Raw genomic sequence first — 22,086 nt, forward strand, 5'->3', positions numbered from 1 at the left:
TTTATATATAACAATTATTACTTCTCTTCTTGTACAGTCTCAATAATTTCTGATTCTGATTCATTTAAAACTAATTCTTTTTCAGCAATTAAATCTTCAATTGTTTCTTTTGTTTCCATTAATTCTTCTAATGACATATTTGAATAATCTTTTGTTGAATCATTTGATATATTTATACCTTGTTTTTTTAAGAATTCATCTACTTTTGTTTGATTTTTTTTGTATATATAGTATCCAGCTGCACATACCCCAACACCTACTAATGCTCCTGTTATATGATCCTTATTAATACTTACCATTTTAATTCCTCCTTAGATTTTTTTATATTTAAATTAATTTATAGCATTTTTATATGCATTCATACTATTTTTATCAATATTTATGAATGTTGACCCAAATCCTCCAATAAATCTTCCTTCTGATTTTAATACTTGATTATTTGAAATCATAAAAGATTTACTTACTCTTCTCTCCTCAGTTTCTACAAATTTTTCTAAAAAAACTTTAACTACACTTGATTTTTTAGATGTATCTATATCAGGATTAACTATTATATCATAATAGTCTTCTAAATTTTTATTTTTAAACTTCCTAACTTCTATAATATTTCTTCTATAGGACATTCCTAGTATATGTCTTCCAAATGTTGCAAACCATGTTATCATAGATGGAATTAAAAATTTTCCTTTTCCCACAGAATTTATTAAATACATTACAGATACTACTTCTGGGTCAAAATATCCTTTTTCACTTATCTCTCTAGAAGCATGTTCAACTATTGCTCCCATTGTAGTTCCAACTACTGCCCAATTTACAAATTCTGATATTTTTTTATTCATAGGTATATATTTACTTATACCTCCTATTAAAAATGTTAAAAAAGAATAATATGCCATTGGAGGAACGCTCTTTTTCTTTGAATTATAGACTAGTCTAACAGCAGTTAATCCATAAGTTTTTGAATACATAACTATTATTCTCATTATTAATTCTTCTTCTTTTATTACTTCACTATTATATTCAACAACTATAGATTTAGTTATATCATTATAACTAAACTTTTTAATACCTTCTCTATTAACAAATTCATTTTCAACTAATTTAATATTCCTAAGAGAATGAGATAATTTAAATCTTATTCTATTTTTTATTTTATGAACCACTACAATAGTTGGTATATTCATTTTAAACACCTCTCTCCATATTGAAAAACATAAGTCTTAATGAATTAGCAACTACAAGTATTGTACTTGAATTATGAAGTACTGCTCCAAAGAATACTGGTAATACCCCAGCTGCACTAAGTATTAACCCAGCACTATTTATTCCTATAACTAAACCAAAATTTTGTTTTACAACATTCATAGTTTTCTTAGATAAGTCTATTATAGTTGGTAACATCATAGGATTATCTCCTTGAATTGTTATATCAGCAGTTTCCATTGCAACATCTGTACTTCCTCCACCTAAGGCTATTCCAACATCTGAATATGCAAGGGCTGGTGCATCATTTATACCATCGCCTACCATTATAACCTTTGCTCCTTTTGACTGATATCTTAAAACCTCTTCTGCCTTATCTGATGGTAAAAGCTCTGATTTATATCCATCTACTCCCATAAGATTTGCAACCTCTTTAGCTTGCGCCTCTAAATCTCCTGTCAAAAGTAAAATGTCATCTACACCTTGGTATCTTAAGTTATTTATAGCTTTTCTCATATTTTCTCTCATTTTATCTTTTATAAATATTACAGCTATTAATTCATTATCGTATGCTACGTAAATTAAGTTTGCACCACCATTTTTTAAACTTTGTATTTCTGGCGTAATATTTTTAGTGTTTATATTATTTTCTTCTAAGAAAATTTTACTTCCAACTAATACTTTTTTATTTTCTATAGAAGTTTCCATTCCTCTTGCAATATGAGTTACAACATCAACATGACTTGGAATCTCTATTCCTCTATCTTCAACTTCATTCATTATAGCAACTGACATTGGATGAGATGATGTTTCTTCTGCTGCTCCTGCTATTTTCAAAACATCATGTTCTGAATAACTATTATTTAATATTTTTATATCTGTTACAGTTGGTTTTCCTTCTGTTAAAGTTCCTGTTTTATCTAAAATTAAAGTATCTGAATTTGATAATGCTTCTAGGTGGTTTCCACCCTTTACTAAAACTCCATTTTTAACTGCATTATTAATAGTTGCAGAAAAAGCTGTAGCAGTCGATAATTTAATTCCACATGAATAATCTATAATCATCATATTTAAAGATCTGCTTGTACTCTTAGTAAACATGTATGTTAATCCAGCAAATAAAAAATTAAATGGAACTAAGTAATTAGAAAATTTATCTGCATAATCCTGAATAGGAGCCTTCTTTGATGCTGCATTCTCTACAAGATGAATAATTCTTGAAACTACAGTATCATCTCCTGCTTTTTCAGTCCTAACTGTTATACTTCCGCTTTTTATAACAGTTCCTGCAAAAACATTATCTCCTTTTCTTTTAATTACAGGTACAAATTCTCCAGTTACAGATGATTGATCTACAACTGCCTCACCTTCAACAACTTCTCCATCTACACAAATTTTTTCTCCAGTATAAATTATAACCTTATCTTCTTTTACTATGCTTTCTATTGGAACTTTCTTTAATTCTCCATCATCTGAAATTTTCCAAACTTCCTTATCTGAAACAGAAAGCATATTTTTAATTGAATTTCTAGTTCTTTCCATAGTGTATGTAGTCATAAGTTCTGCTACATCAGATAATAATGTTATCATAAGAGCTGATTTATCATTTCCAAGTATTAAACTTGAAACTATAGATGTTAATGTTAAGGTATCCGCATTAGGTTTTTTATTTTTTACTGCATTTATTATACCATTTTTAAACAATCCCTTATTTAAATAAATACTTGCTATAGATGGCACTGTAATAAATCTTCCCATTTTTCCAAATATTTTTTCATTATCCAAATCTTTTAAATCTAACTTTCCCTTTACAACTGAATATCCTAATACACCTACATTTAAAGCTATCTTCTTTAAAATATCTTTGGATGTTTCTTCATTTTTATCAACAGTATTTAAATCAACTTTTTCTAACTCTCTAAGAGATTTAAATAATTTTAATGAATATTCACCTAATATATTATCAACTATTGTAATAATCTTTTCTTGTTCTACATTATTATCATAATTAATTAGCAATGTTCCTATAATAGAATTTATTTCACAACTCTCTATTAAAGAACTACTAGAAATTTTCTTTTCTATTTCCTTTTTATATTCACTTAAATATTTTATTCCTTCACATTTAAGTCTAATTCTTCCTACTATACTATGCTTTATAGTACTTTTTAGTAGCAAATCATTTTTTCTCATATTCTTCACTACTCCCTCTTATTACATTGTTTTTAGATTTTCGTCTAATTGTTGTTCTATAGTTTTAACTACATAATTTAAATTACTTTCACCATATTTTTCTATTAAGTCATAATTTTTAATTCCTATTTCTCTTACTATATCTATCCACTTTAGAAGTTTCTTTTCATATAGCTTGTTAATATCATAAGTTATTAATATACTACCAGTTAAATTATTTATTTCTATGTTTTCTACACCATTTAACTTCTTTATTGCTTGTTTCAAAAATTTTTCATATGCCATATATTGTTCTGGAATCATTTTTAATGAACTCATCTTAAATCTTATTCTTCCTGGCATACTATGAGATACCTTTAACTTAGTTAACTGATGAATAACCATTTTTTTTAACATACTTTCACCCCTATATAGCATTATATCCCCATCTAAGCATTGTATATCCATTAGGCAATACTCTAGGCATATTTCTTATTCCTTTTATCCCTAAAATCAAAACTAAAATTATATAAATAGCTTTACCATCTAACATTCCTTTAGTTTTATTATATATAGCTAAATTTACAACTTCTTTCATATTAGATAGCTCTTTAGTTACAACAGACTCTTTTTTCTTTAATATCTCATTATCTAATTTAAGAAGTTTTGCTATTATTCCTATAAGTAATTGAGGATTTATTTTATCTTGATCATATTTTATAATAATATTTCCTGTAATTTTATTTATTTCTATATATTTTAAAGCTTCAACTCTTTTTAATTGATCTAATAAAAATATTCTAGCATTTTTATCTTGTTTTAATATTGGTATATGTAATCTAACTCTGCCTTTAATACTATGCTTAACTTCTATAACACCAATAAAACTTGGTAAATTAAGAGAATTCTTATTTTTTTTATTATCTTGTTTTAAAAACTTATCTAACGCCCTTGTTGTTAAAGCAAGTAATAAAAATTTCACATACTTATTATTCATTTTATCTCCTTTATTTCTTTTGTTTTTATTAATTATATACTGTACATATTTCTTATACAATAATTTATTTGTTAATACTTAATATCAAACACATATAATTATTCAAATAGAATTTTAACCTATAAATAATTATATATAAATTGATATTGATAATCAATTCATTTGTTTTTTTATATAAATGAATAATTAATGCTAATTTTTAATATTTAACCTTAAATAAATTAAACTTGATTTACACATGATTTTTTTGTATTTTAAATTGCTATAATATATTTAAACAAAAACTTAGTTGAATAGATAAATATCATATTAATGTTCAGCCTTAATATAATATTAATCTAATTAATTCCCCTTTTTATAATTATAAATTGATGTTCTAATATTTTTTAATATTAGAACATTAGGACTTATCAATATAATAGAAATTTTTAAAATTGAGGTGATTTAAATGAATGATAATGTAAAAACTGTTAAAGAAAATGAAAAAGAAGAGATTAAAGAAACAAAACAATTTTTTAGTACTTCAAAAGATGATGTAAATACTGAAAAATTGGACAAACTTGATGAACTTAACAAAATGAAAAAGGACATAAAAGCAACTAAAGATGCTAATGAATCTTCAAGTATTGCAAGAGCTGAAAAGAAACTAGACTTAGATACAATAAAAGATATAAAACATGAAGTTAAACTTGAAGCTAAAGAAAAAATTAGATTCTTAAAAGATTGTGAAAGAATCCTAATTAAAGCTGAAAAAGAAGAAGGTAAATCAAGCACTGAAATAATTAAGGATTTTAATGAAATGTTTGATGCTGGAATGAAACAATTTGCTAAAGATAATGAATTAAGTAGATCTGACGAAGAAAACCTAGTTAAAGATTTCAAGAAAAATTTTGAATAACTTCCAAAAAAACTAGAAGACTAGATAGGCTGTTTTATATAAACATTCTATCTAGTCTTTTAGTCTGTAATAAACTTTTCTATAGTTAATTAATCTAACTACTTAGCATTAAAACTTTCCTTAACCTTTTTAGGCAATTCCCTTTGTTTAACTTCCTCATAAGATAATATATCATTTTCCTTATTATCTTTTATATCTTTAACTTTCACTAATAAAAAAGCTTCCTTTCTTAAGCTCTTATCAGCAAAAAACTTTACTTCTATTTTTTCACCTTTAGAATTATAGGCTTTTACATTGTTATATCTATAAGTATATACATCTTCCCCATTATACTTTCCATCATATTCTTTATTTCCATCCTTATTTATTTGTACATAATATTTACTAGCTCCTATTTCCTTAGGATTAATTTTGCTGCCCAAAAGTAACCCTCCAAATAAAATAGCACATAAAATACTTACTAAAAGAACCTTTAGTAATTTTCCCAAAATAATCACTCCATTTTTTAAATAATTTTCTTTTATTATAATTAGGAAACCTTTTATTTCATATTTAATTGTATTACATTTAACTTACAATCTTGTAAGATATATTTTAAATCTTATTTCTATTATTTAATTATAAAATATAACTTATTATTCTAAGTTTTTTAATTTTTTATTGATATAATTCTCCTATATTAAATTTTAATGATTGGAAGTTATTTATATGAATTTTTTATCTTTAATCAAAGTTTTTATAAGTAAATATGGAGCTATTAGTGTATTTTTTACAAGTATGCTTGAATATTTATTTGTGCCAATTCCAAGTGAAGTAGTATTGCCTTTTGTAGGTGCAATTTATAAAAGCAACAATCAAAATATAATTTTGGTAACTATAATTGCAGTACTTGGTGGGTCTTTAGGGTCATTAATAATGTTTTTACTTGGAAAATATGTAGTTATAAAATTTGTAGATAAATTAAAAGAAAAATCCCCTAAAGCAAAGGTGACATTAGAAAAATCAGAAAGACTATTATATAAATATAGATATATTGGAGTTTTTTTATCAAGAATATTCCCTTTGGCTAGAACTGTTACCTCTATAGTTGCTGGAATAATTGGAATGAAATTATATAGATTTTTATTTTTTTCTGCATTAGGTATGTTCCTTTGGGATTTTTCATTAATAGAACTTGGAACTATTTTTACGAAAAATAGTGCTTTAATTGATGGAATGGTTAAGAAATATTATTTGATTATTTTAGCTATATTAATTGTTATACTTTTAATTTTTATAACAATTAAACATATTAAAAATAAAAAAAATACCTCTAAATAATTTACTTAAATTACAAAAATAGATATTTAAAAATAATAAGTCTGTATCTACTTTCACTACTAAAGTAAATACAGGCTTATCTAGTTTATAATATTAAAATTTATTTTAAATCTGGCCAATAATCTTTATTAGCTTCTAAAAGTTCATCTAAAAGAGCTTTTCCAACTCTATATGAAGGAATTGTTTTATTTAATAATATAGCTTCCATAGCTATATTATATGATCCTGTTAAAGCAGTTTCTACAGTTAATATTTCATATCCTTTCTGCATTTCCATCATACTTCTATGAAATGTTGGAATATTCCCAACAGAAACTGGTTCAACTCCCATTGCTCCAATATAACATGGAACTTCTACAACTGCTTCTGGATTAAAGTTTCCAATAGCTCCACAATTTTTTATATTAACAATAAATCGTTCCTTTGTGTCATGAATTATTGCATTTGTAATATCAACAATATAGTTTCCATGAACTCCATTTATAAGTTTAGAATTTTTTGCTGTACCTTCTTCAATTACTTTTTTACATTCTTCAAATACAGTAATTTCTCTAGTGCTTAATACATAAGAGCCTCTAGTAAAATTAATGTCATCTGATTCTACCATTTCATCTGCAAAATAATAATACTGCAAATAACAATTTGGAAAATACTTTGGATACATCTTAAATGCTTTAATTATATTTTTAAAAGTTTTATTCCAATAATTATCTCCAACAGCCTCTTCATTTGTTTGATTTAAAGCTGTAAGTTCTCCTGACAATACTCTTTCTCGAATTTCAGGTAATATATCATGACCTTCCTTATCAAATATATTAGTCCACCATCCAAAATGATTTAACCCAAAATATTTAAATGTAAGATCTTCTCGTGGAATTTTTAAATAATCTGCAATAGATTTTTCTATAATTATTGGCATATCGCATATACATAAGCATTTTGCTTTAGGAAATTTTCTATAAATAGCCTCTGATATTATTGCTTCAGGATTTGTATAATTTAATATCCAAGCATCAGGACAAACCCTTTGTGCAACCTCCACTATTTTTAACATTTGTGGAATAACTCTTAATGCAAAGGAAAATCCTCCAAGTCCGCATGTTTCTTGTCCTACAACACCATGTTTTAAACATATTTTTTCATCTATTTCCCTTTGATTATTTAAACCTGGTCTAATTTGAACATATAGAAAATCAGCATTTTCAAAAGCCTCTTCTATATTTGTTGTATATGATACATTAACTTTAGAATTATTATCCCTATAATATATTTTAGTAAATTCTCCAAGCAGTCTATTTCTCTCTTCATTATTATCATAAAGAACTAATTCTTCTAATTCTAAATCTTCTGCTCTATTTTTTAATACTTCTACAATTCCAGGAGTATGTGTAGATCCTCCTCCAACAATTACTATTTTATTGCCCATATTTATTCCTCCTTATTCTAATGGTTCAATACACCCAAAAGATTAACTTATCTATTTTTCTTAGTTCCTATTATTAATTTTTTATTGCAACCTTTTATCATCATATTTATGTTATGTACTATCAAATTAGAAATCTAAATCTAATGCATCAAATTCTTTTTGCCTTGAATCTTTATCATTATCTTGGTTTTCTAAACTCTTTTCATACATTTTAAAGAAAGGATAATACATAAGTACTCCTAAACCAAGTATTACGAAGAATAATATTACTGCTCTAAAATCCATTGTTACTAAATATTGTGCAAGTGGTACTGGAATACCTCCAACTTGAGCTATAGGTGCCCTTACTAATCCTGATTTTAATACCATAAATGAAAATCCTCCAACTAATGGTGTTCCAAATACAAATGGTATAAATAAATATGGATTATAAGCTATTGGTAGACCAAAAACTACAGGTTCTGAAATACTAAACATTGCAGGAAGTGCTGCTGCTTTTCCTATTGCATTTAAATCTTTTCTCTTACTCATAATTGATAGTATTACAAGTGCTCCTGTTATACCTGATCCAGTTGCTGCAAGGAAAAAGTCCCAAAATGATGGTGTAAACACATGTGGTATAGCAGTTCCAGCTTGATATGCTGCTGCATTTTCAGCTAAGTATTGAGTCATAAATGGCATTACAAATCCTACTAAAATTGCAAATCCATTTAATCCAACAAACCAGAATAACATTTCTGTAAATGATATAAGCATAACTGCCCATACTGTATCTACCCCATTAATAGATGGTGCTATTAATTTTGTTATTGCCTCTGGAACTATTGCTCCACCAGTTAAATTTTGTACAGTTACAGATATTATTACAGCTATAACTATTATGGTTGCTAAGGGTACTATTGCCTCAAAAGTTTGTGAAATCATTTCTGGTAATCCTTCAAATCTTAATGTGATTTTTTTCTTAATGAAAAATGCCATTATTTCTACAGCAATTAGTGAACCAATAATTGCAACAAACATTCCTCTTGAATCTAAATATTCAATGTTCATAGCTCCATCAATTATTTTTACATCTAATATAAGAGTGACTAAAACTCCACCAACAACGCCATGTGCTATTGGTATTTCAAGTTTTTTAGCATGATTATAGGAAATAGTTATTGCACAATATAAAGCAAGTAAACCAAATGTAAAAGTAAATGGTAAATTTAATACTTGTGCATTATTTTCAAAAAAGTTTTTAATTGCAGACCCCTTTGGAAATAATCCACCAATAGCAGATATTATAAGCGAAAGAGAACCTACCATTAATACAGTTATAAGTGCCATCATACCATTTTTTATTGATTGAATATGTCTTTGTGATTCTATTCTCCCTGCTATAGGGCCTAAATATTTTTCTAAAAACTGAACTAACTTATCCATTATTTTCATTTCTTTGTTCATTAAAAAACTCCCCCCATAATTATTTTAGTTTTATTCCATAGTTTTTAATTTCATTAAAATTGCAGCCTTTAGTATATTACCTCCATTTACAGTTCCATAATCTTTTGTATCTATTATTTCTATAGGTTTTCCTTTTTCATCACAAATTTTTTTAAGTTCATTAAATCTATGTTTTATTTGAGGTCCAATCATTACAACATCAAAATCATCTATATATTCTAAAATATCACTTGCAGGATGTGCCTCAATTCTTATATCCTTATCTTTAAGTTTTGCACTATTTAACGCAATTTCCCTCATTTTATTTACCATAGTTCCTGTAGACATTCCTAAGTTGCAACATAATAAAACATGTAATCTGTCAAAATTCATATTTATCTCTCCTTTAAATTTATTTTTTATTTATTTTTCTTTATACATAGTTATAAATTCTTCTGCTATAGCTTGGAATGTCATTGCATTCATCATAGTATCCTGTGCATGGGATAAAAGTATTGAATACTCTGTTTTATTTCCATTAGCTTCCTCCATTAATATTTTTGTATGAATATCATGTGCTTCTTTTAAACTATTATTAGCTTCTTTCATTAAATTTTCTGCATTTTCAAAATTCTTTTCTCTAGCGCATCTAATTGCTTCTCTCATACTTCCTAAAGCATCTCCAGCATATGAAATTATTCCAAAGCTTATTTCTTCTATATTCATCTTAAATACCACCTATCTATTATTACGTTTACATACTGAAAATTTTTATCTTGTATGTTTTAATATTAATTCATATATGTCTTCTTTTTTCTCTATTAATTCTAAATCCTTAAAAAATTTTTCATTATTAACTAATCCTGTTATATCTTCAATACTTTTTAGATGATCTTTGGTATTTTCTGCTGCAAGAAAGAAAAATATTTTTGCTTCCTTTCCTCCATCAAATTTAACTGGATTTTTAGAATATATAACACTAATAGCTGAATTTATAACATTATTTTTAACTTCACCATGTGGAACTGCTATTTTATTTTCCAAGACAAAGTGAACTCCATAACTTTCTGCAATATCAATTATTTCCTTTATATATTCCTTTTTTATATCACCAGATTCAACTAAAATATTTCCACATTCTTTTATACCATCTCTCCAATTTTCAAAACCTTCAAAAATTTTAATTTTATCTAAACTTATAAAGTCTATTAGATTTAGCTTTTCTTTATTGCTTTCAATCTTTTCTTTATTAAATAATTCACTTTTAAGCTTATCTATTAAGCTACTCTCATCTTTAATTATTGCGTTTTCATTTACTATATCTAATATCTTATATAATTTATTCTTATTGAAACCATTCTTCTTAAAATTTTTTGCAAGCTTTTTTTGATCTTTAATTGTTAAAAATGGACTAACTTTTATTATTGGTAATTTATATTCTTTTTCAACTTCATTACTTATATTTAAAGTTGTTATAACTGTATCTATTCCATCTATATCATATTGAATGAATGTTGAATATGATATAATATCTACAATGTCCACATTATATAAATCTGTTATTTGATTAGCTATTAATTTTGATGTGCCATAGCCGCCTCCACAAACTAATAAAACTTTTTTCTTTATAGGACTAATCTTTTTATTTCTCTCAATTGCTGCTAAGAAGTGTAATGTTATAAGAGCAATTTCCGAATTATCAATTTGCCTATCAATTAACACTTCTAAATCTTTAAGAAACAGCTTTACTTTATCAAATATGTCTTCATATGGTTCTATAACATCCATATAAATTTCATTTTCTAATTTTATGTTATTTCTTAATCTGTAGATTAAAGGATTAATGTGATTTATAAGTCCTATCATAAGAGGCTCATCATTAGTTAAATCTACTCCTGTATATCTACTAACTTTATTTACTAATTTTTTTATTTCTAGTACTATGTCTATCCAATTTTTTAATACATAGGTATTAGTCTTGCAAGATATTATTCCTTGAACATATTCTGCTAATGCCATAATTTCTTTATTGCCATATTCAATTCCTAATATTTTTTCTAACTCTGATATATAATTTTTTAATACCTTATATTCATTTGTAGTTTTTACAAAATTTTCTCTTTTAAAATTAACTATAATATGATTATTCTTTATTCTTAAATATGAAACTAATATATAAATAATTATTGGTCTACAACTATTTGGATTATCACACTCTAATTTATTTATTATATTATCTACATAGCTCTTTAGCCTTTTTTTGTCTAGATTAATTAGATTTTCATCAAAATAATCTATCATTAAATTTTTATCATTAATACTAAATCTATTGTATTGTGATTCATAAATTTCCTTTGAACAATCTTTCATAATTATTTTTCTAATATACTCTTCTTCTTGAATTATTTTATTGTCTTTTATAAATATTTCATCTTTTTTTAGTTCCTCTGATATGGATATAATATCTCCTCTTATAGCTGTTCTGCTAACCTTTAAAAGTCTTGCTAATGAAGATAGATTTACAGAACCTTCTACAAGAATTTTTGCTTTTATAAAACTTATTCTTTCTGACTTTGTATATTTATTTAATTTTTTTATCTCATTAATCTTTTTACTTAACTTTATTGATTCCTCAGCTAATAATCCCCCCTTTGGCAATTTTTTTATTTCAGGTAATCCATACATATCAAATAAAAAATTTATTATATCAATGTCATACCTAACAACTCTTTCTGATAAATCTAATTTATTAGAAACTTCTTTTATTGATGTTTTATTGTTTTCTTTTATGTAGTCTAATACTTTCAAAACTCCACTGTTTATATACATATCTACCACCTACTTATATTGTAATTTGAAAGCTTTTTGTAAACAATTACAAAGGATTGTAAATTTTTTTTACCTTTTATTCCATGTAATTTATTGTATCATATAGAAAAAAAATCTTTCATGGAAGGTTTCGTCATTTATTTTTTCAAAAAGTTTCATCTATTTATTTGCTTATTATTTTTTAAACTTAAAAATATTACTAAAAAAATTCCTTTCTAAATCACAAATTTTTTAAATTAAAAAAGAAAATACTTTTAAATTAAGTATTTTCTCTTTAACTTCTGTTTATTTATTTAATTTTTCATACATATCTACCATTATCACTGCCATATCTTTAATAGTCATTGCATTCATAAAATGATCTTGAGCATGTATTAATAATATTGATTTTTCTAAATTTTCTCCAGACATTTCTTTATGAAGAAAGCCTGTTTGTATATTATGAGCCTTTCCAATTTCATTTTCTGCTTCTTTTAATTTTTTTCTTGCTTCCTCTATATTATTATCTTTAATTAAACTTTTAACAGCTTCAATTGCTAGGGTTTTTCCATTCCCTGAATTTAATATAAGCTCCATTGAATCCATTACAATCTTTTCGTCCATTTTTCATCCTGCCCTTCTGTATATTGTAATAACCTCTTAAAAGTTTAATCCTCTAAAACTTTCTTAACATGATTAATTACAGCTTTTCCATCTAGCATTCCATAAGCTACCATATCTATAGCTTCAACTGGAATACCTTTACATTTATCTTTCACATTATCTAAATTAAATCGCACTTGAGGCCCTAATAAAACTATATCTGCACCTCTTGTTGCATTTACTACATTTGATATTGCATTAGCTTCTATTTCTACCTTATATCCAATTTCTTTAGCTGCTTCTTGCATTTTTACTACTAACATACTAGTTGACATGCCTGCTGCACATAATAAAACTATTTTTCTCATATTAAATCTCTCCTTCTGCATGTATTTATTCTTCTATTGCTATATTTAATTCTTTTGCTTTAAATTCTTTCTCTTCCTTTATTCTAAGTTTTTCTTCTTCTTTTAATTTTTGTTTATCAAAAGCCATAACAAATGGATAATATATAACCATACAAACAACTAATAAAAATAATGCAAATATTACTCCTCTTATTCCAGATGTAAATAAAGGTCTTAAAAGTTCTGGAGTACCTGCTGGGACACTAACCCCATTTGCTCTAGGCAAAAATCCTATTACTGTTGCAAAATATGATAAAGTTATACTTGCAACTGGTGTTAGTATCATAGGTATACCAATTACTGGATTAAGTATCATTGGCAATCCAAATTTTAATGGTTCGCTTATTCCAAAGAAAGCTGGAACTATTCCAAGTTTACCTACGGTTTTTAAATGTTCGCTTTTAGCTTTAAATGATAATAATATTGCTAATGCTAAATTACGTGGACCTTTTTGATTTTGAATAAATGATACAGTTATTATATATGGTAACATTGTTGCACCTGCTTGATATGCTTCCATATTTGCTATATCCATTGAATAAAATACTGTTAATAAAATTGGATTTACAACATTACTTCCATGAATCCCAAAGAACCATAGAATTTCCATTAATGCTACAAGTAATACTACTGTTCCTAAATTAGATCCAAGTGATTGAAGTGGCTTTTGAAGTACTGCAAATAAAGCTGTATGTGCATTACCATAAGAAGTCATTCCAAACAAACTGTTTATAAACATAAATACTATAGCTACTATGACTGCTGGTATTAATGCTGCAAATGTTTTACTAACAACTGGTGGAACAGTCGCTGGCATTTTTATAGTTAAGTTCTTCTTAATTGCAAAAACATATATTCGTGTTGCAATTAATGCTGTAATCATTCCAACAAACAATCCTCTTGATCCTAAATACGTAATATCTATAGCTTTTGTTTTACCAAAGACTGAAATTGGAGTTACAATTAAGAATGCCATTACGCTTATCATTCCTGCAAGAGTAGCATCTTCTTCATAAAGTTCTGCTAATTTACTACCTATTAAAAATGCAACATAAAGTCCCATCAAACTCATTGTCATTGTAAAGCATACATTTAAAGCATTTGCTATCCCCATACTTTTAATAAAATTTTGATATGGTCCTATATTTAATTTTCCTAATAATGCCGCAACAGAACCTATTACCATTATTGGTAATAATGACATCATACCATTTGATAAAGCTTGTAAATATTTATTTGTTTGCACCTTTGTCATAACCTTATTCAGTTTGTCTAATTTTTCTTGAAACCTCATTTATTAATTCCCCCTTATTCTTTAGTAAAGTAATTTTTCCCTTAATTTTTCTTTCTTTATTTTATCTAATCCAAGCACTCTTTCTAAATAATTATCAACTGTTCCATATGCTTTTTTAATTTCATTTATAGCTTCTCTCATATATTCACCCTTAGATTGCTGCATTGTAGATAATAATTCTAGTATTTCGGCATCATCTGTATATTGCCTATATTTATCCATTTGCCTCTCATTGCGAAGCCCTCTATATATAGTTGTAAGTTCATAATCTTTTATTATTTCCTCTTCACTTACTCCTAAAGCTAATAGTATAATAGCAACTCCAAACCCTGTTCTGTCTTTACCTCCTCTACAATGCTGCACAAGTGGTAAATTATTTTCATCACATATAATATCCATAAGGCTTCTATAAGCTTTTTTTGCCTCTTTTGAATTTATAAATTTTCTATACTCTTTAAGCATATTTTCTTTTGGATTTCCATAAGCCTTAGCGTTAAATTCATTTGTTTTTAATAATTCCATTGTAGTTTTATTTTTATTGTTATTATCATCTACAGAACCTGCTGCTAATTGTGCTACTTTTGCATTTGGATCTAAAGAATAAGTTTTTGTTCCCTTTATTTCTTTATTTATAGCTGCATTTGCTTCTGCTTTGCTTCTAAAATCAACTATAGTCTTTATTCCAAGCTTTTCTACAAATTTTATATCCTCACAATCCAAATCTGATAATTGATCTGATCTATAAATTTTTCCCCATTTAACTCTTTTTCCACTTTCAGTTAAATAACCACCTATATCTCTAAAATTAGTTGTTCCATTTAAATTTACCAATCTTTTTGCAGCTAAATATTTTTTATCATCTTCTAACACTAAAACATAATAGCCTCTTATTTTTTTATTTGGATTTTTTATTACAATTTCATTTGAATTCATTGTTGCTATAAGTTTTTTATCATCTAAATCCACAGAAGGTGTTTTTCCATAATATATTTTTACTGTTCCTAAATATTCCCCTTTGTATTCAATAGAAATATGCCCTTCTTCTATCTCCTTTATTTCAATAAATTCTATACTATTCACAATCTTTCTCCATTTCGTACTTTTTCATAGCACTTTCTAAAATTTTTTCCCCATTCATTAACCCATAGGCTTGTTCTTCTATTTTGTATACTTTTGTCTCTTTCTTCATTATATGTTGTATATCTGATATATAATTTGCAATTTGTGGTGCAATCAAAACTATATCAACTTTACCAACATATCTTTTTATTGAACAATAATCGATTGCCCAAATTTCATTTTTTATATTTTGTTTTTTGCAAGCTTCTTGCATCTTTAAAACTAATATACTTGTGGACATTCCACCTGCACAAACTAACATTATTCTCATAGCTTTTTAAACTCCTTCCTTAAATTAAGAATTTCTTTCCTAAGTTCTAAAGTTTCCATTGCAAAATTTATATACATTTCAGCTCCACATATATGATCTTGTGCATGTATTAATAACATGTTTAGATTTAAATCTTTACCTTCTATTTCTAAATTCATTAAATCTTGCTGTGCCTTATGCGCTAATATTAACTCTTTTTTTGCCTCTTCTAATATTAATTCTGCTTTTAAAAATTCACTTGATTTACTTAAAGTTATAGCTTCCGCGGATTTGCTTTTAGAAATTCCTGCATGTAAAATTAATTTAAAACTTTGTGAGTACTTTTCCATAGCTAATCCTTTCTAATTCACTTCATTTAATATTTTATTTAATGTTTTTATTTCAGGTTTTTTTATTAATTCATTTATATATTTGTTACTACACATGATTATTGAAATAGATTTATAAAATCTTTCTAAATCCTTTATTTCACCTTTTTCAATAGATGCTAAAAATACTACTTGAATTTTATTTTTTCCCCAAAATATAGGTTTTTTTAATATAGCTACTACTACAAAAGTTTCATCAGTTAAAGCTTTTTGAGGATGTGGAAATGCTACATTGCTACTTAAATCAGTTGTTGCAAATTCCTCTCTATTCAATATTTCTTCTAAAAAATTCTCTGGTATATTCTTAACTTTTCTAAGTGTATTAACCATGTATTCTAATACTTCTTCTTTAGAATTAAAATCTATCTCTCCTAAAAACAAATTATTAGGAAAATACTTTAATACATCTTTTTCACTGTTTTTGTTTAGTAAAATTCTTTCTATTTTTTTCATATCACTATTCTCTAAAAAATGGTTTATTTGAAATACAGGCAAATGACATTGTACAGGTATTGTACTAAATACATAATCAACGTTATTTAAATTAATATAATTTATCTCATTTGCATTACAAATTAATATAGATTCTATATATTTCTCAAAATTTAACATAAATTTATATTTTAATAATTGTGAGCTTCCTCTTCCTGACGAACATACAATAACTATGTTTTTCTTTTTTATTTCATTTAATGATTTTGATAATGCTACTTGAAAATGTAATGCAAAATATCCAATTTCATCCTCTGATAAATTAATATCATATTTATTATTTATTAAAGTTGTTGCACAAATAGCTATTTCATAAGCTGCTAAAAATTTTGTTTTTATTTCACTTAATAATAGATTTTTAAGTGGCATTTTATACCTTATTCTTGTTTTTAAAGGTACAATATGTAATGCTAAAAGTATTCTCAAATCTAAATTATTCCTTAAATCAATGTCCTTTTCTTTTTTAATTTTTATAAGCATTTCATCTACTAAGTCATTAGCTTCCGGAGGTATATTTAATATATTTTTTTCATCATTCATAGATTTACTTGATAAATGTACTGCTATAAAACCACATTCTTGTTCGGTGAATTCCAAATTAAATTCTTTTTCTAGCATTTTCCCTATCTTACATGCTAATTCATATTCTTTTTCTCTTTTTTGAATATCTAAAATTTCTTTATTTTCAGGTATAATATAGCCTCTTTTTATTCTTATTACAGTAGTATATAAATGTGCTACCAGCCGTTCTTCAAAAACATCTGATATTCTATATGTATCATTTTGCAATATGTTTGAAATTATAATTTTTATTTTCTTCATATCTTGGTGAAATTTATTATTTTTTTCTTCAATTTCATTTATAACTTGATTATTTTTTTTCATATAAATACTGGCTAAACATCTCCTATAATGAAATTCATCCCCTTTAATTCTCAATCCATAATGAGGTTTATTTTCTAAAGCTAATCCATAGCTCTTTATAAAACTTTTTACATACTTTAAATCTTTGAAAACTTGAGATCTTGAAATAAACATTTCAGAAATTAAATCACTTACTTTTATATATTTATTACTTTCTAGGAATTTATTTATTAAATAATTTACTCTTGAATCTTGTGCTTCAAAATTTGTAGAATTATTATCTTCTGATAAAAATTCTGTAATAAACTTTTCAAACAAGATCTTATTTTTAATTTTTAACTTGTATCCAGCTCCTCTTTTTGCCTCTATAATAGCTCCATAGTCTTCAATCTCTTTAGATAGCCATTTAAGTACTTTCATTGTAGATTTTGAGCTCATTTTTATTAAATAAGATAATTCTTTACTAGATATAGGATTTTTACATTCCATTAGTTTACACAGTATCTTTTTTTCTTTCATTTATCCACCTCGAATTCATTCTATCAGCCAAGTTAAACATTTTCAATTTATAAAATTTCTTATATCTAGAGGAAATTTTATAGACTCTCCATAAAAAAAGCACTACTAAAAAACAATTTATTTTTTAAAGTAGTACTTTTTATATTAGGATATATTTTAAACTAATATTAATTTTATATAGGTCTGTAGGCTCCTCTTAATAAGTAATTTTTTAAATTTATATTCTATATTTTTGAATTTATTCTTTTACCCAATAAGCACTACAATCATCAGCACGTTCAATAAATCCATACTCAACTAAAGCTCTTCTAATAGTTGCATAGTCCTCATATATCCTTTTTAAAATCCTGTTTATTTCTTTTTCCGAATATTTCTTTCCAGCTGAAAAGTTCTTAATAACTTCAGATAAGATTATTATTTTCTTTTTCTCTTTAGATGGATAAGTCTTTATGGCTCCATTTTCATCCATATAATTTTTGATTGTACTTTCTCTTTCCTTATCTGTAATGTTATACCTATCATCTAATGTAGTAGCTGTTTTATGGGCATCACATAAAGTATCCTTCTCTAATATATTTATATTTCTCTTTGCTTTACTAGATAAAAGCTCCATCATTGCTAAAAATAATCTTGCTTGTTTTTCCTTTTCTCTTAATTTAAACCTATGATTTCTTATAGTTGATTGTGCAACTCCTAACTTAATAGCAATTTCTTTATCAGTTAATCCTGAAGCCATTAACATTAATACTTCTCTTTGAATTTCTGATATACCAGTAAAAGTATTATTCATTTCAAGTAAATAATGTAGTGGTGATTTATGAATCTTTTCTATATGAAGTTTAGTTGCTTTTTCTGCATCATAAAGTATAGAGTCTATCTCATATATTCTCCCCTTTGTAAATTCTTTCTCACAAATAATACATTTATAACACTCTTCTTCTTCTATAAATCCTTTTTTAACTTCATCAATTGTTGCATCCCAAAATAATTCTTTATTATTTTTACTCATACCCTAAACACTCCTTTTATATTTATCTCTATTTTAATTTTATGCTATATAGCTTAATTTGTCTATATATTAATAAACTTTATTTATTTTTGTTTATAAACTTCAACTCACATTCAATATTTTATACATTTTTGTAAAATATTTATTATTAACTTATTTAATTATTTAATTAATTTTATAAATAAATTCTTGCATAAAAATATGCTATAATCATAAATGAAATTTTTAAATAAAAAGTTGGTGATTAAAATTAAACATAAAAAACTTAAAATAACAATTATAATTATTGTAATAATTCTTTTAGGAATAGAAATATCCTCAAAAGTTATGGAAATAAATTATGAAAAAAGTCTTTTAGGTGGTTTAACTATACCAAAATCAGCAATATATGAAGAAAAAATAGATACTCATGGTGGATTCCATGGAGATGGAGATTATTTTACAAAAATAAAAGTTCCTAAAGATGATTTTGATACATTATATAAAAAGGCTTCAGAATCTAAAGAGTGGAAATCACTTCCTATAGAAAATAAAATAGCCATTCCACTTTTATATGGTGGGGATTATAATAATATACACTATGGAACTTTAGGTAGTGGTAAAAAAATTCCTAAAAATATTAAACATGGATTATATTATTATAAAAATAAATATAAAGAAATGTATCCAGATGATAAGGACAATTATGATATTCCTTTTAATTATATTGTTTCTGTTTTAGATAAAGATAATAATTTAATATATGTTTATGAATTTGATTCTTAAAAAAGAGACTGCCTTAAAAATATAAAGCAGTCTCTTCTATTAAATTTATTATTTTACTTAGCTCTAAAAGTCTAGCTAAAAAACACTCACTTAAAGCATAACTTATTATAAAAGTTTTAAAAGCTCTGTATTTTTCAAAAGCTCACCTATTGGTATCTCCTTTAATAGTAAATTATTCAATCCAAGACAAGTCTTCGCAGCATTAGATAAAACACGAATATCATATTGACCTGGATATACAGGATCTACCTTTTTACCAAGTTTCATTAAGCCATAAACTGCCATCATTGCAGTTCTAATTGAATATTCTACAGTAAATACACAATCATTTGTTATTTCTGTATATTGTCCTATAAATCCAAAGTTTTTACTTCCTTTTGGAATTACTTCTGGTCTATCTCCTTTTACACGAGGCATAAATTGAGAAGTAATATATGGCATCATACTTGGAATTACATTAACTGTATGTTTTAGAATTTCTGGTATCTTATCTTTTAATCCCATATGATATAAAAGTTCTTCAAACATTTCTTTTCCTGTACAATCTGATAATGTTTTATGAATATAATCTCCTTTTACATCAAGTCTTAAAGCATATGCCCATAATACTTTAACATTTTCAGGTTGATTAATAAAATGAGGATCCTTTGGAATAACCCAGCTCATAAACCAACTTGAATCTTTTATTGTTACAAGTCCACCCATTCCTGACTCATCACCTGTAAGATTAACTAGATAAGGGAATACAATATCATCATCCTTTAATGTAACTGTGAAAGATAACCATTTTGTTTTATCAATATCTTCACAGAAAACATCTGGATGTCCAAAATCAGGTAACTTTTTAGCTAACTTTTTCCATACACTAAAGCATCCTTTATCCTCTGAACGATTAAGATTTGCTTTATTATTTAAATCACCCTTTTCAGTATTTTCTGTCATTGATCCATTTGTAAATAATACTAAATCATCTTCTTTTACATTAATCTTCTTTTCTTCACCATTTTCTACATAATGAATAACTGTTGCAACTTTTTCATTATTTGAAAAATCAAAATCTATATCTGTAACTTTCCATCCTGTTTCAAAACATACATCCTTTTCTTTAAGCCATGTAATTAGTGGAAGAATTAAAGAATCATATTGATTATATTCAGTATGAAGAATTCCTTTTAATCTATTCATTCCTCCAATTAAATGCATAAATCTTTCCATATAGTGTTTTAATTCTACAACACTATGCCATGGTTCAAAGGCAAACATAGATGACCAGAAATACCAAAAGTTTGTTTCAAAAAATGATTTTGAAAAATATTCTTCAACTTTTTTATTTCCAAGGGCTTCTTCTGTAAGCATATGAAGTTTTGCAAGTTCCATTGCATTTTCATTTGATAGTCCTAAAGATGAAAAATCAGCTTTTTCTCCTTGATTATGGACTAAACGGCAATGTGATTCAATTGGCTCTTTTATATTTAATTCATGGAATTCATCTAATACGCTTCTATTTTTATCAGTTAATGATGGAATAAAACTAAATAGTTCCATAAAACATTCAAAATGTTCTTCAATTTCTCTTCCACCTCTTGCTGAATAACCTTTTTCTGGGCTTCCAGCACCATCCATAGAACCTCCATATATTTTAGATTCTTCTAAAATATGTATGTTTTTACCTGGCATATGAGCATCTCTAATTAAAAATGCTGCTGCTGATAAAGAAGCAATTCCACCTCCAATTAAATAAGCTTTTCTTGCATCAATGTTTTTTGGTGCAACTGGATTAAATTTTTCGTAATTTCCCATATAAAACACCTCAAATTTCTTTTAAATTATTTGATTATAGAATAGCTTTTTAAAAGAAATAATACAATAAACAAATATTTTAAAATGTATAGAAATTACATAAAAATATATAATTGTGAAACTTTTATAGGCAATTAATATGGTGTAAAGTGTTTATATGTCTTTTCCTTCACTTTTCTTCATTTCTCTTAAGTATAGTATAAATTACTCCTGTCATCATTCGTTCTAATCGGGAGAGTAGTTATATTTGTGTAATAAACAAATTTAACTACTCTTTTTTTGTATGATGAGTTGGTTAATTTGGAATAATATACTATAAAGATTTT

Annotated in this window: 23 protein-coding genes; 3 read left to right on the forward strand and 20 right to left on the reverse strand. The window is 25.8% G+C overall.

The annotated features are described in order from the left end of the window. Positions 1-17: 17 nt before the first annotated feature. Genes J2S18_RS14980 through J2S18_RS15000 form a run of 5 tightly spaced genes read right to left on the reverse strand, consistent with a single transcriptional unit; the run spans position 18 to position 4,372 of the window. Positions 18-299 carry a hypothetical protein gene (locus J2S18_RS14980; protein WP_307488025.1) on the reverse strand — a complete coding sequence of 94 codons (282 nt, stop codon included), beginning with the start codon at positions 297-299 and terminating at the stop codon, positions 18-20. Positions 300-332: 33 nt separating this feature from the next. Next, entirely contained in the window at positions 333-1,184 is an 852-nt protein-coding gene (locus J2S18_RS14985) for an HMA2 domain-containing protein (protein ID WP_307488027.1), read from the reverse strand. 1 nt (position 1,185) lies between these two features. After that, positions 1,186-3,396, reverse strand: a complete 2,211-nt coding sequence (locus J2S18_RS14990) for a heavy metal translocating P-type ATPase (RefSeq protein ID WP_307488029.1) — start codon at positions 3,394-3,396, stop codon at positions 1,186-1,188. A 21-nt stretch (positions 3,397-3,417) separates the two neighbouring features. Then, entirely contained in the window at positions 3,418-3,792 is a 375-nt protein-coding gene (locus tag J2S18_RS14995; protein ID WP_307488032.1) for an HMA2 domain-containing protein, read from the reverse strand. Positions 3,793-3,802: 10 nt separating this feature from the next. Beyond that, complete coding sequence (locus J2S18_RS15000) at positions 3,803-4,372, reverse strand: HMA2 domain-containing protein (RefSeq protein ID WP_307488033.1); 570 nt, start codon at positions 4,370-4,372, stop codon at positions 3,803-3,805. A gap of 448 nt (positions 4,373-4,820) precedes the next feature. Here J2S18_RS15000 and J2S18_RS15005 point away from each other — a divergent pair, with 448 nt between their 5' ends. After that, positions 4,821-5,270 (forward strand): hypothetical protein, encoded by a 450-nt coding sequence (locus J2S18_RS15005; RefSeq protein ID WP_307488035.1) that lies wholly within the window; start codon positions 4,821-4,823, stop codon positions 5,268-5,270. 98 nt (positions 5,271-5,368) lie between these two features. Here the strand turns inward: J2S18_RS15005 and J2S18_RS15010 are convergent, their stop codons facing one another. After that, positions 5,369-5,758, reverse strand: coding sequence for a YxeA family protein (locus J2S18_RS15010; protein WP_307488036.1), 390 nt, complete (start codon positions 5,756-5,758; stop codon positions 5,369-5,371). A gap of 220 nt (positions 5,759-5,978) precedes the next feature. Here J2S18_RS15010 and J2S18_RS15015 point away from each other — a divergent pair, with 220 nt between their 5' ends. Next, positions 5,979-6,590: a DedA family protein gene (locus tag J2S18_RS15015; RefSeq protein ID WP_307488038.1), complete on the forward strand. Its 612-nt coding sequence runs from the start codon at positions 5,979-5,981 to the stop codon at positions 6,588-6,590. 100 nt (positions 6,591-6,690) lie between these two features. On the opposite strand, the gene J2S18_RS15020 is transcribed toward J2S18_RS15015, so the two are convergent. From J2S18_RS15020 to J2S18_RS15080, 13 genes are all read right to left on the reverse strand, one after another. Further along, positions 6,691-8,016, reverse strand: a complete 1,326-nt coding sequence (locus tag J2S18_RS15020; protein WP_307488040.1) for a family 4 glycosyl hydrolase — start codon at positions 8,014-8,016, stop codon at positions 6,691-6,693. A gap of 126 nt (positions 8,017-8,142) precedes the next feature. Further along, positions 8,143-9,462 (reverse strand): PTS sugar transporter subunit IIC, encoded by a 1,320-nt coding sequence (locus J2S18_RS15025; RefSeq protein ID WP_307488042.1) that lies wholly within the window; start codon positions 9,460-9,462, stop codon positions 8,143-8,145. A gap of 30 nt (positions 9,463-9,492) precedes the next feature. After that, a complete protein-coding gene (locus J2S18_RS15030) occupies positions 9,493-9,834 on the reverse strand; it encodes a PTS sugar transporter subunit IIB (RefSeq protein ID WP_307488043.1) in 342 nt (113 codons plus the stop codon). Between the two features lie 30 nt (positions 9,835-9,864). Beyond that, complete coding sequence (locus tag J2S18_RS15035; protein WP_307488045.1) at positions 9,865-10,167, reverse strand: PTS lactose/cellobiose transporter subunit IIA; 303 nt, start codon at positions 10,165-10,167, stop codon at positions 9,865-9,867. A 45-nt stretch (positions 10,168-10,212) separates the two neighbouring features. Beyond that, the gene (locus tag J2S18_RS15040) at positions 10,213-12,270 is read right to left on the reverse strand and encodes a BglG family transcription antiterminator (RefSeq protein WP_307488046.1); all 2,058 of its coding nucleotides are present in this window, start codon (positions 12,268-12,270) and stop codon (positions 10,213-10,215) included. Between the two features lie 285 nt (positions 12,271-12,555). Then, the gene (locus J2S18_RS15045) at positions 12,556-12,873 is read right to left on the reverse strand and encodes a PTS lactose/cellobiose transporter subunit IIA (RefSeq protein ID WP_307488048.1); all 318 of its coding nucleotides are present in this window, start codon (positions 12,871-12,873) and stop codon (positions 12,556-12,558) included. A gap of 44 nt (positions 12,874-12,917) precedes the next feature. Further along, complete coding sequence (locus J2S18_RS15050) at positions 12,918-13,220, reverse strand: PTS sugar transporter subunit IIB (RefSeq protein ID WP_307488050.1); 303 nt, start codon at positions 13,218-13,220, stop codon at positions 12,918-12,920. 25 nt (positions 13,221-13,245) lie between these two features. Further along, a complete protein-coding gene (locus J2S18_RS15055; RefSeq protein WP_307488051.1) occupies positions 13,246-14,553 on the reverse strand; it encodes a PTS sugar transporter subunit IIC in 1,308 nt (435 codons plus the stop codon). 21 nt (positions 14,554-14,574) lie between these two features. Then, a complete protein-coding gene (locus J2S18_RS15060) occupies positions 14,575-15,633 on the reverse strand; it encodes a tyrosine-protein phosphatase (RefSeq protein ID WP_307488052.1) in 1,059 nt (352 codons plus the stop codon). Then, on the reverse strand, positions 15,626-15,943 hold the full coding sequence (locus tag J2S18_RS15065) for a PTS sugar transporter subunit IIB (RefSeq protein WP_307488054.1): 318 nt from the start codon (positions 15,941-15,943) through the stop codon (positions 15,626-15,628). The genes J2S18_RS15060 and J2S18_RS15065 overlap by 8 nt, the downstream gene beginning before the upstream one ends. Beyond that, on the reverse strand, positions 15,940-16,272 hold the full coding sequence (locus tag J2S18_RS15070; RefSeq protein WP_307488055.1) for a PTS sugar transporter subunit IIA: 333 nt from the start codon (positions 16,270-16,272) through the stop codon (positions 15,940-15,942). Before J2S18_RS15070 ends, J2S18_RS15065 begins: the two co-directional genes overlap by 4 nt. Before the next feature lie 12 nt (positions 16,273-16,284). After that, positions 16,285-18,186 (reverse strand): BglG family transcription antiterminator, encoded by a 1,902-nt coding sequence (locus J2S18_RS15075; RefSeq protein WP_307488056.1) that lies wholly within the window; start codon positions 18,184-18,186, stop codon positions 16,285-16,287. Between the two features lie 238 nt (positions 18,187-18,424). Further along, a complete protein-coding gene (locus J2S18_RS15080; RefSeq protein WP_307488058.1) occupies positions 18,425-19,195 on the reverse strand; it encodes a DUF2087 domain-containing protein in 771 nt (256 codons plus the stop codon). Positions 19,196-19,435: 240 nt separating this feature from the next. Here J2S18_RS15080 and J2S18_RS15085 point away from each other — a divergent pair, with 240 nt between their 5' ends. Continuing rightward, on the forward strand, positions 19,436-19,960 hold the full coding sequence (locus J2S18_RS15085) for a hypothetical protein (RefSeq protein ID WP_307488060.1): 525 nt from the start codon (positions 19,436-19,438) through the stop codon (positions 19,958-19,960). 105 nt (positions 19,961-20,065) lie between these two features. Here the strand turns inward: J2S18_RS15085 and J2S18_RS15090 are convergent, their stop codons facing one another. Continuing rightward, on the reverse strand, positions 20,066-21,760 hold the full coding sequence (locus tag J2S18_RS15090; RefSeq protein WP_307488061.1) for an oleate hydratase: 1,695 nt from the start codon (positions 21,758-21,760) through the stop codon (positions 20,066-20,068). Positions 21,761-22,086 lie beyond the last annotated feature (326 nt).

Origin of the sequence: Eubacterium multiforme, from assembly GCF_030813415.1 — a bacterium.
Taxonomy (GTDB): Bacteria; Bacillota; Clostridia; order Clostridiales; family Clostridiaceae; genus Clostridium; species Clostridium multiforme.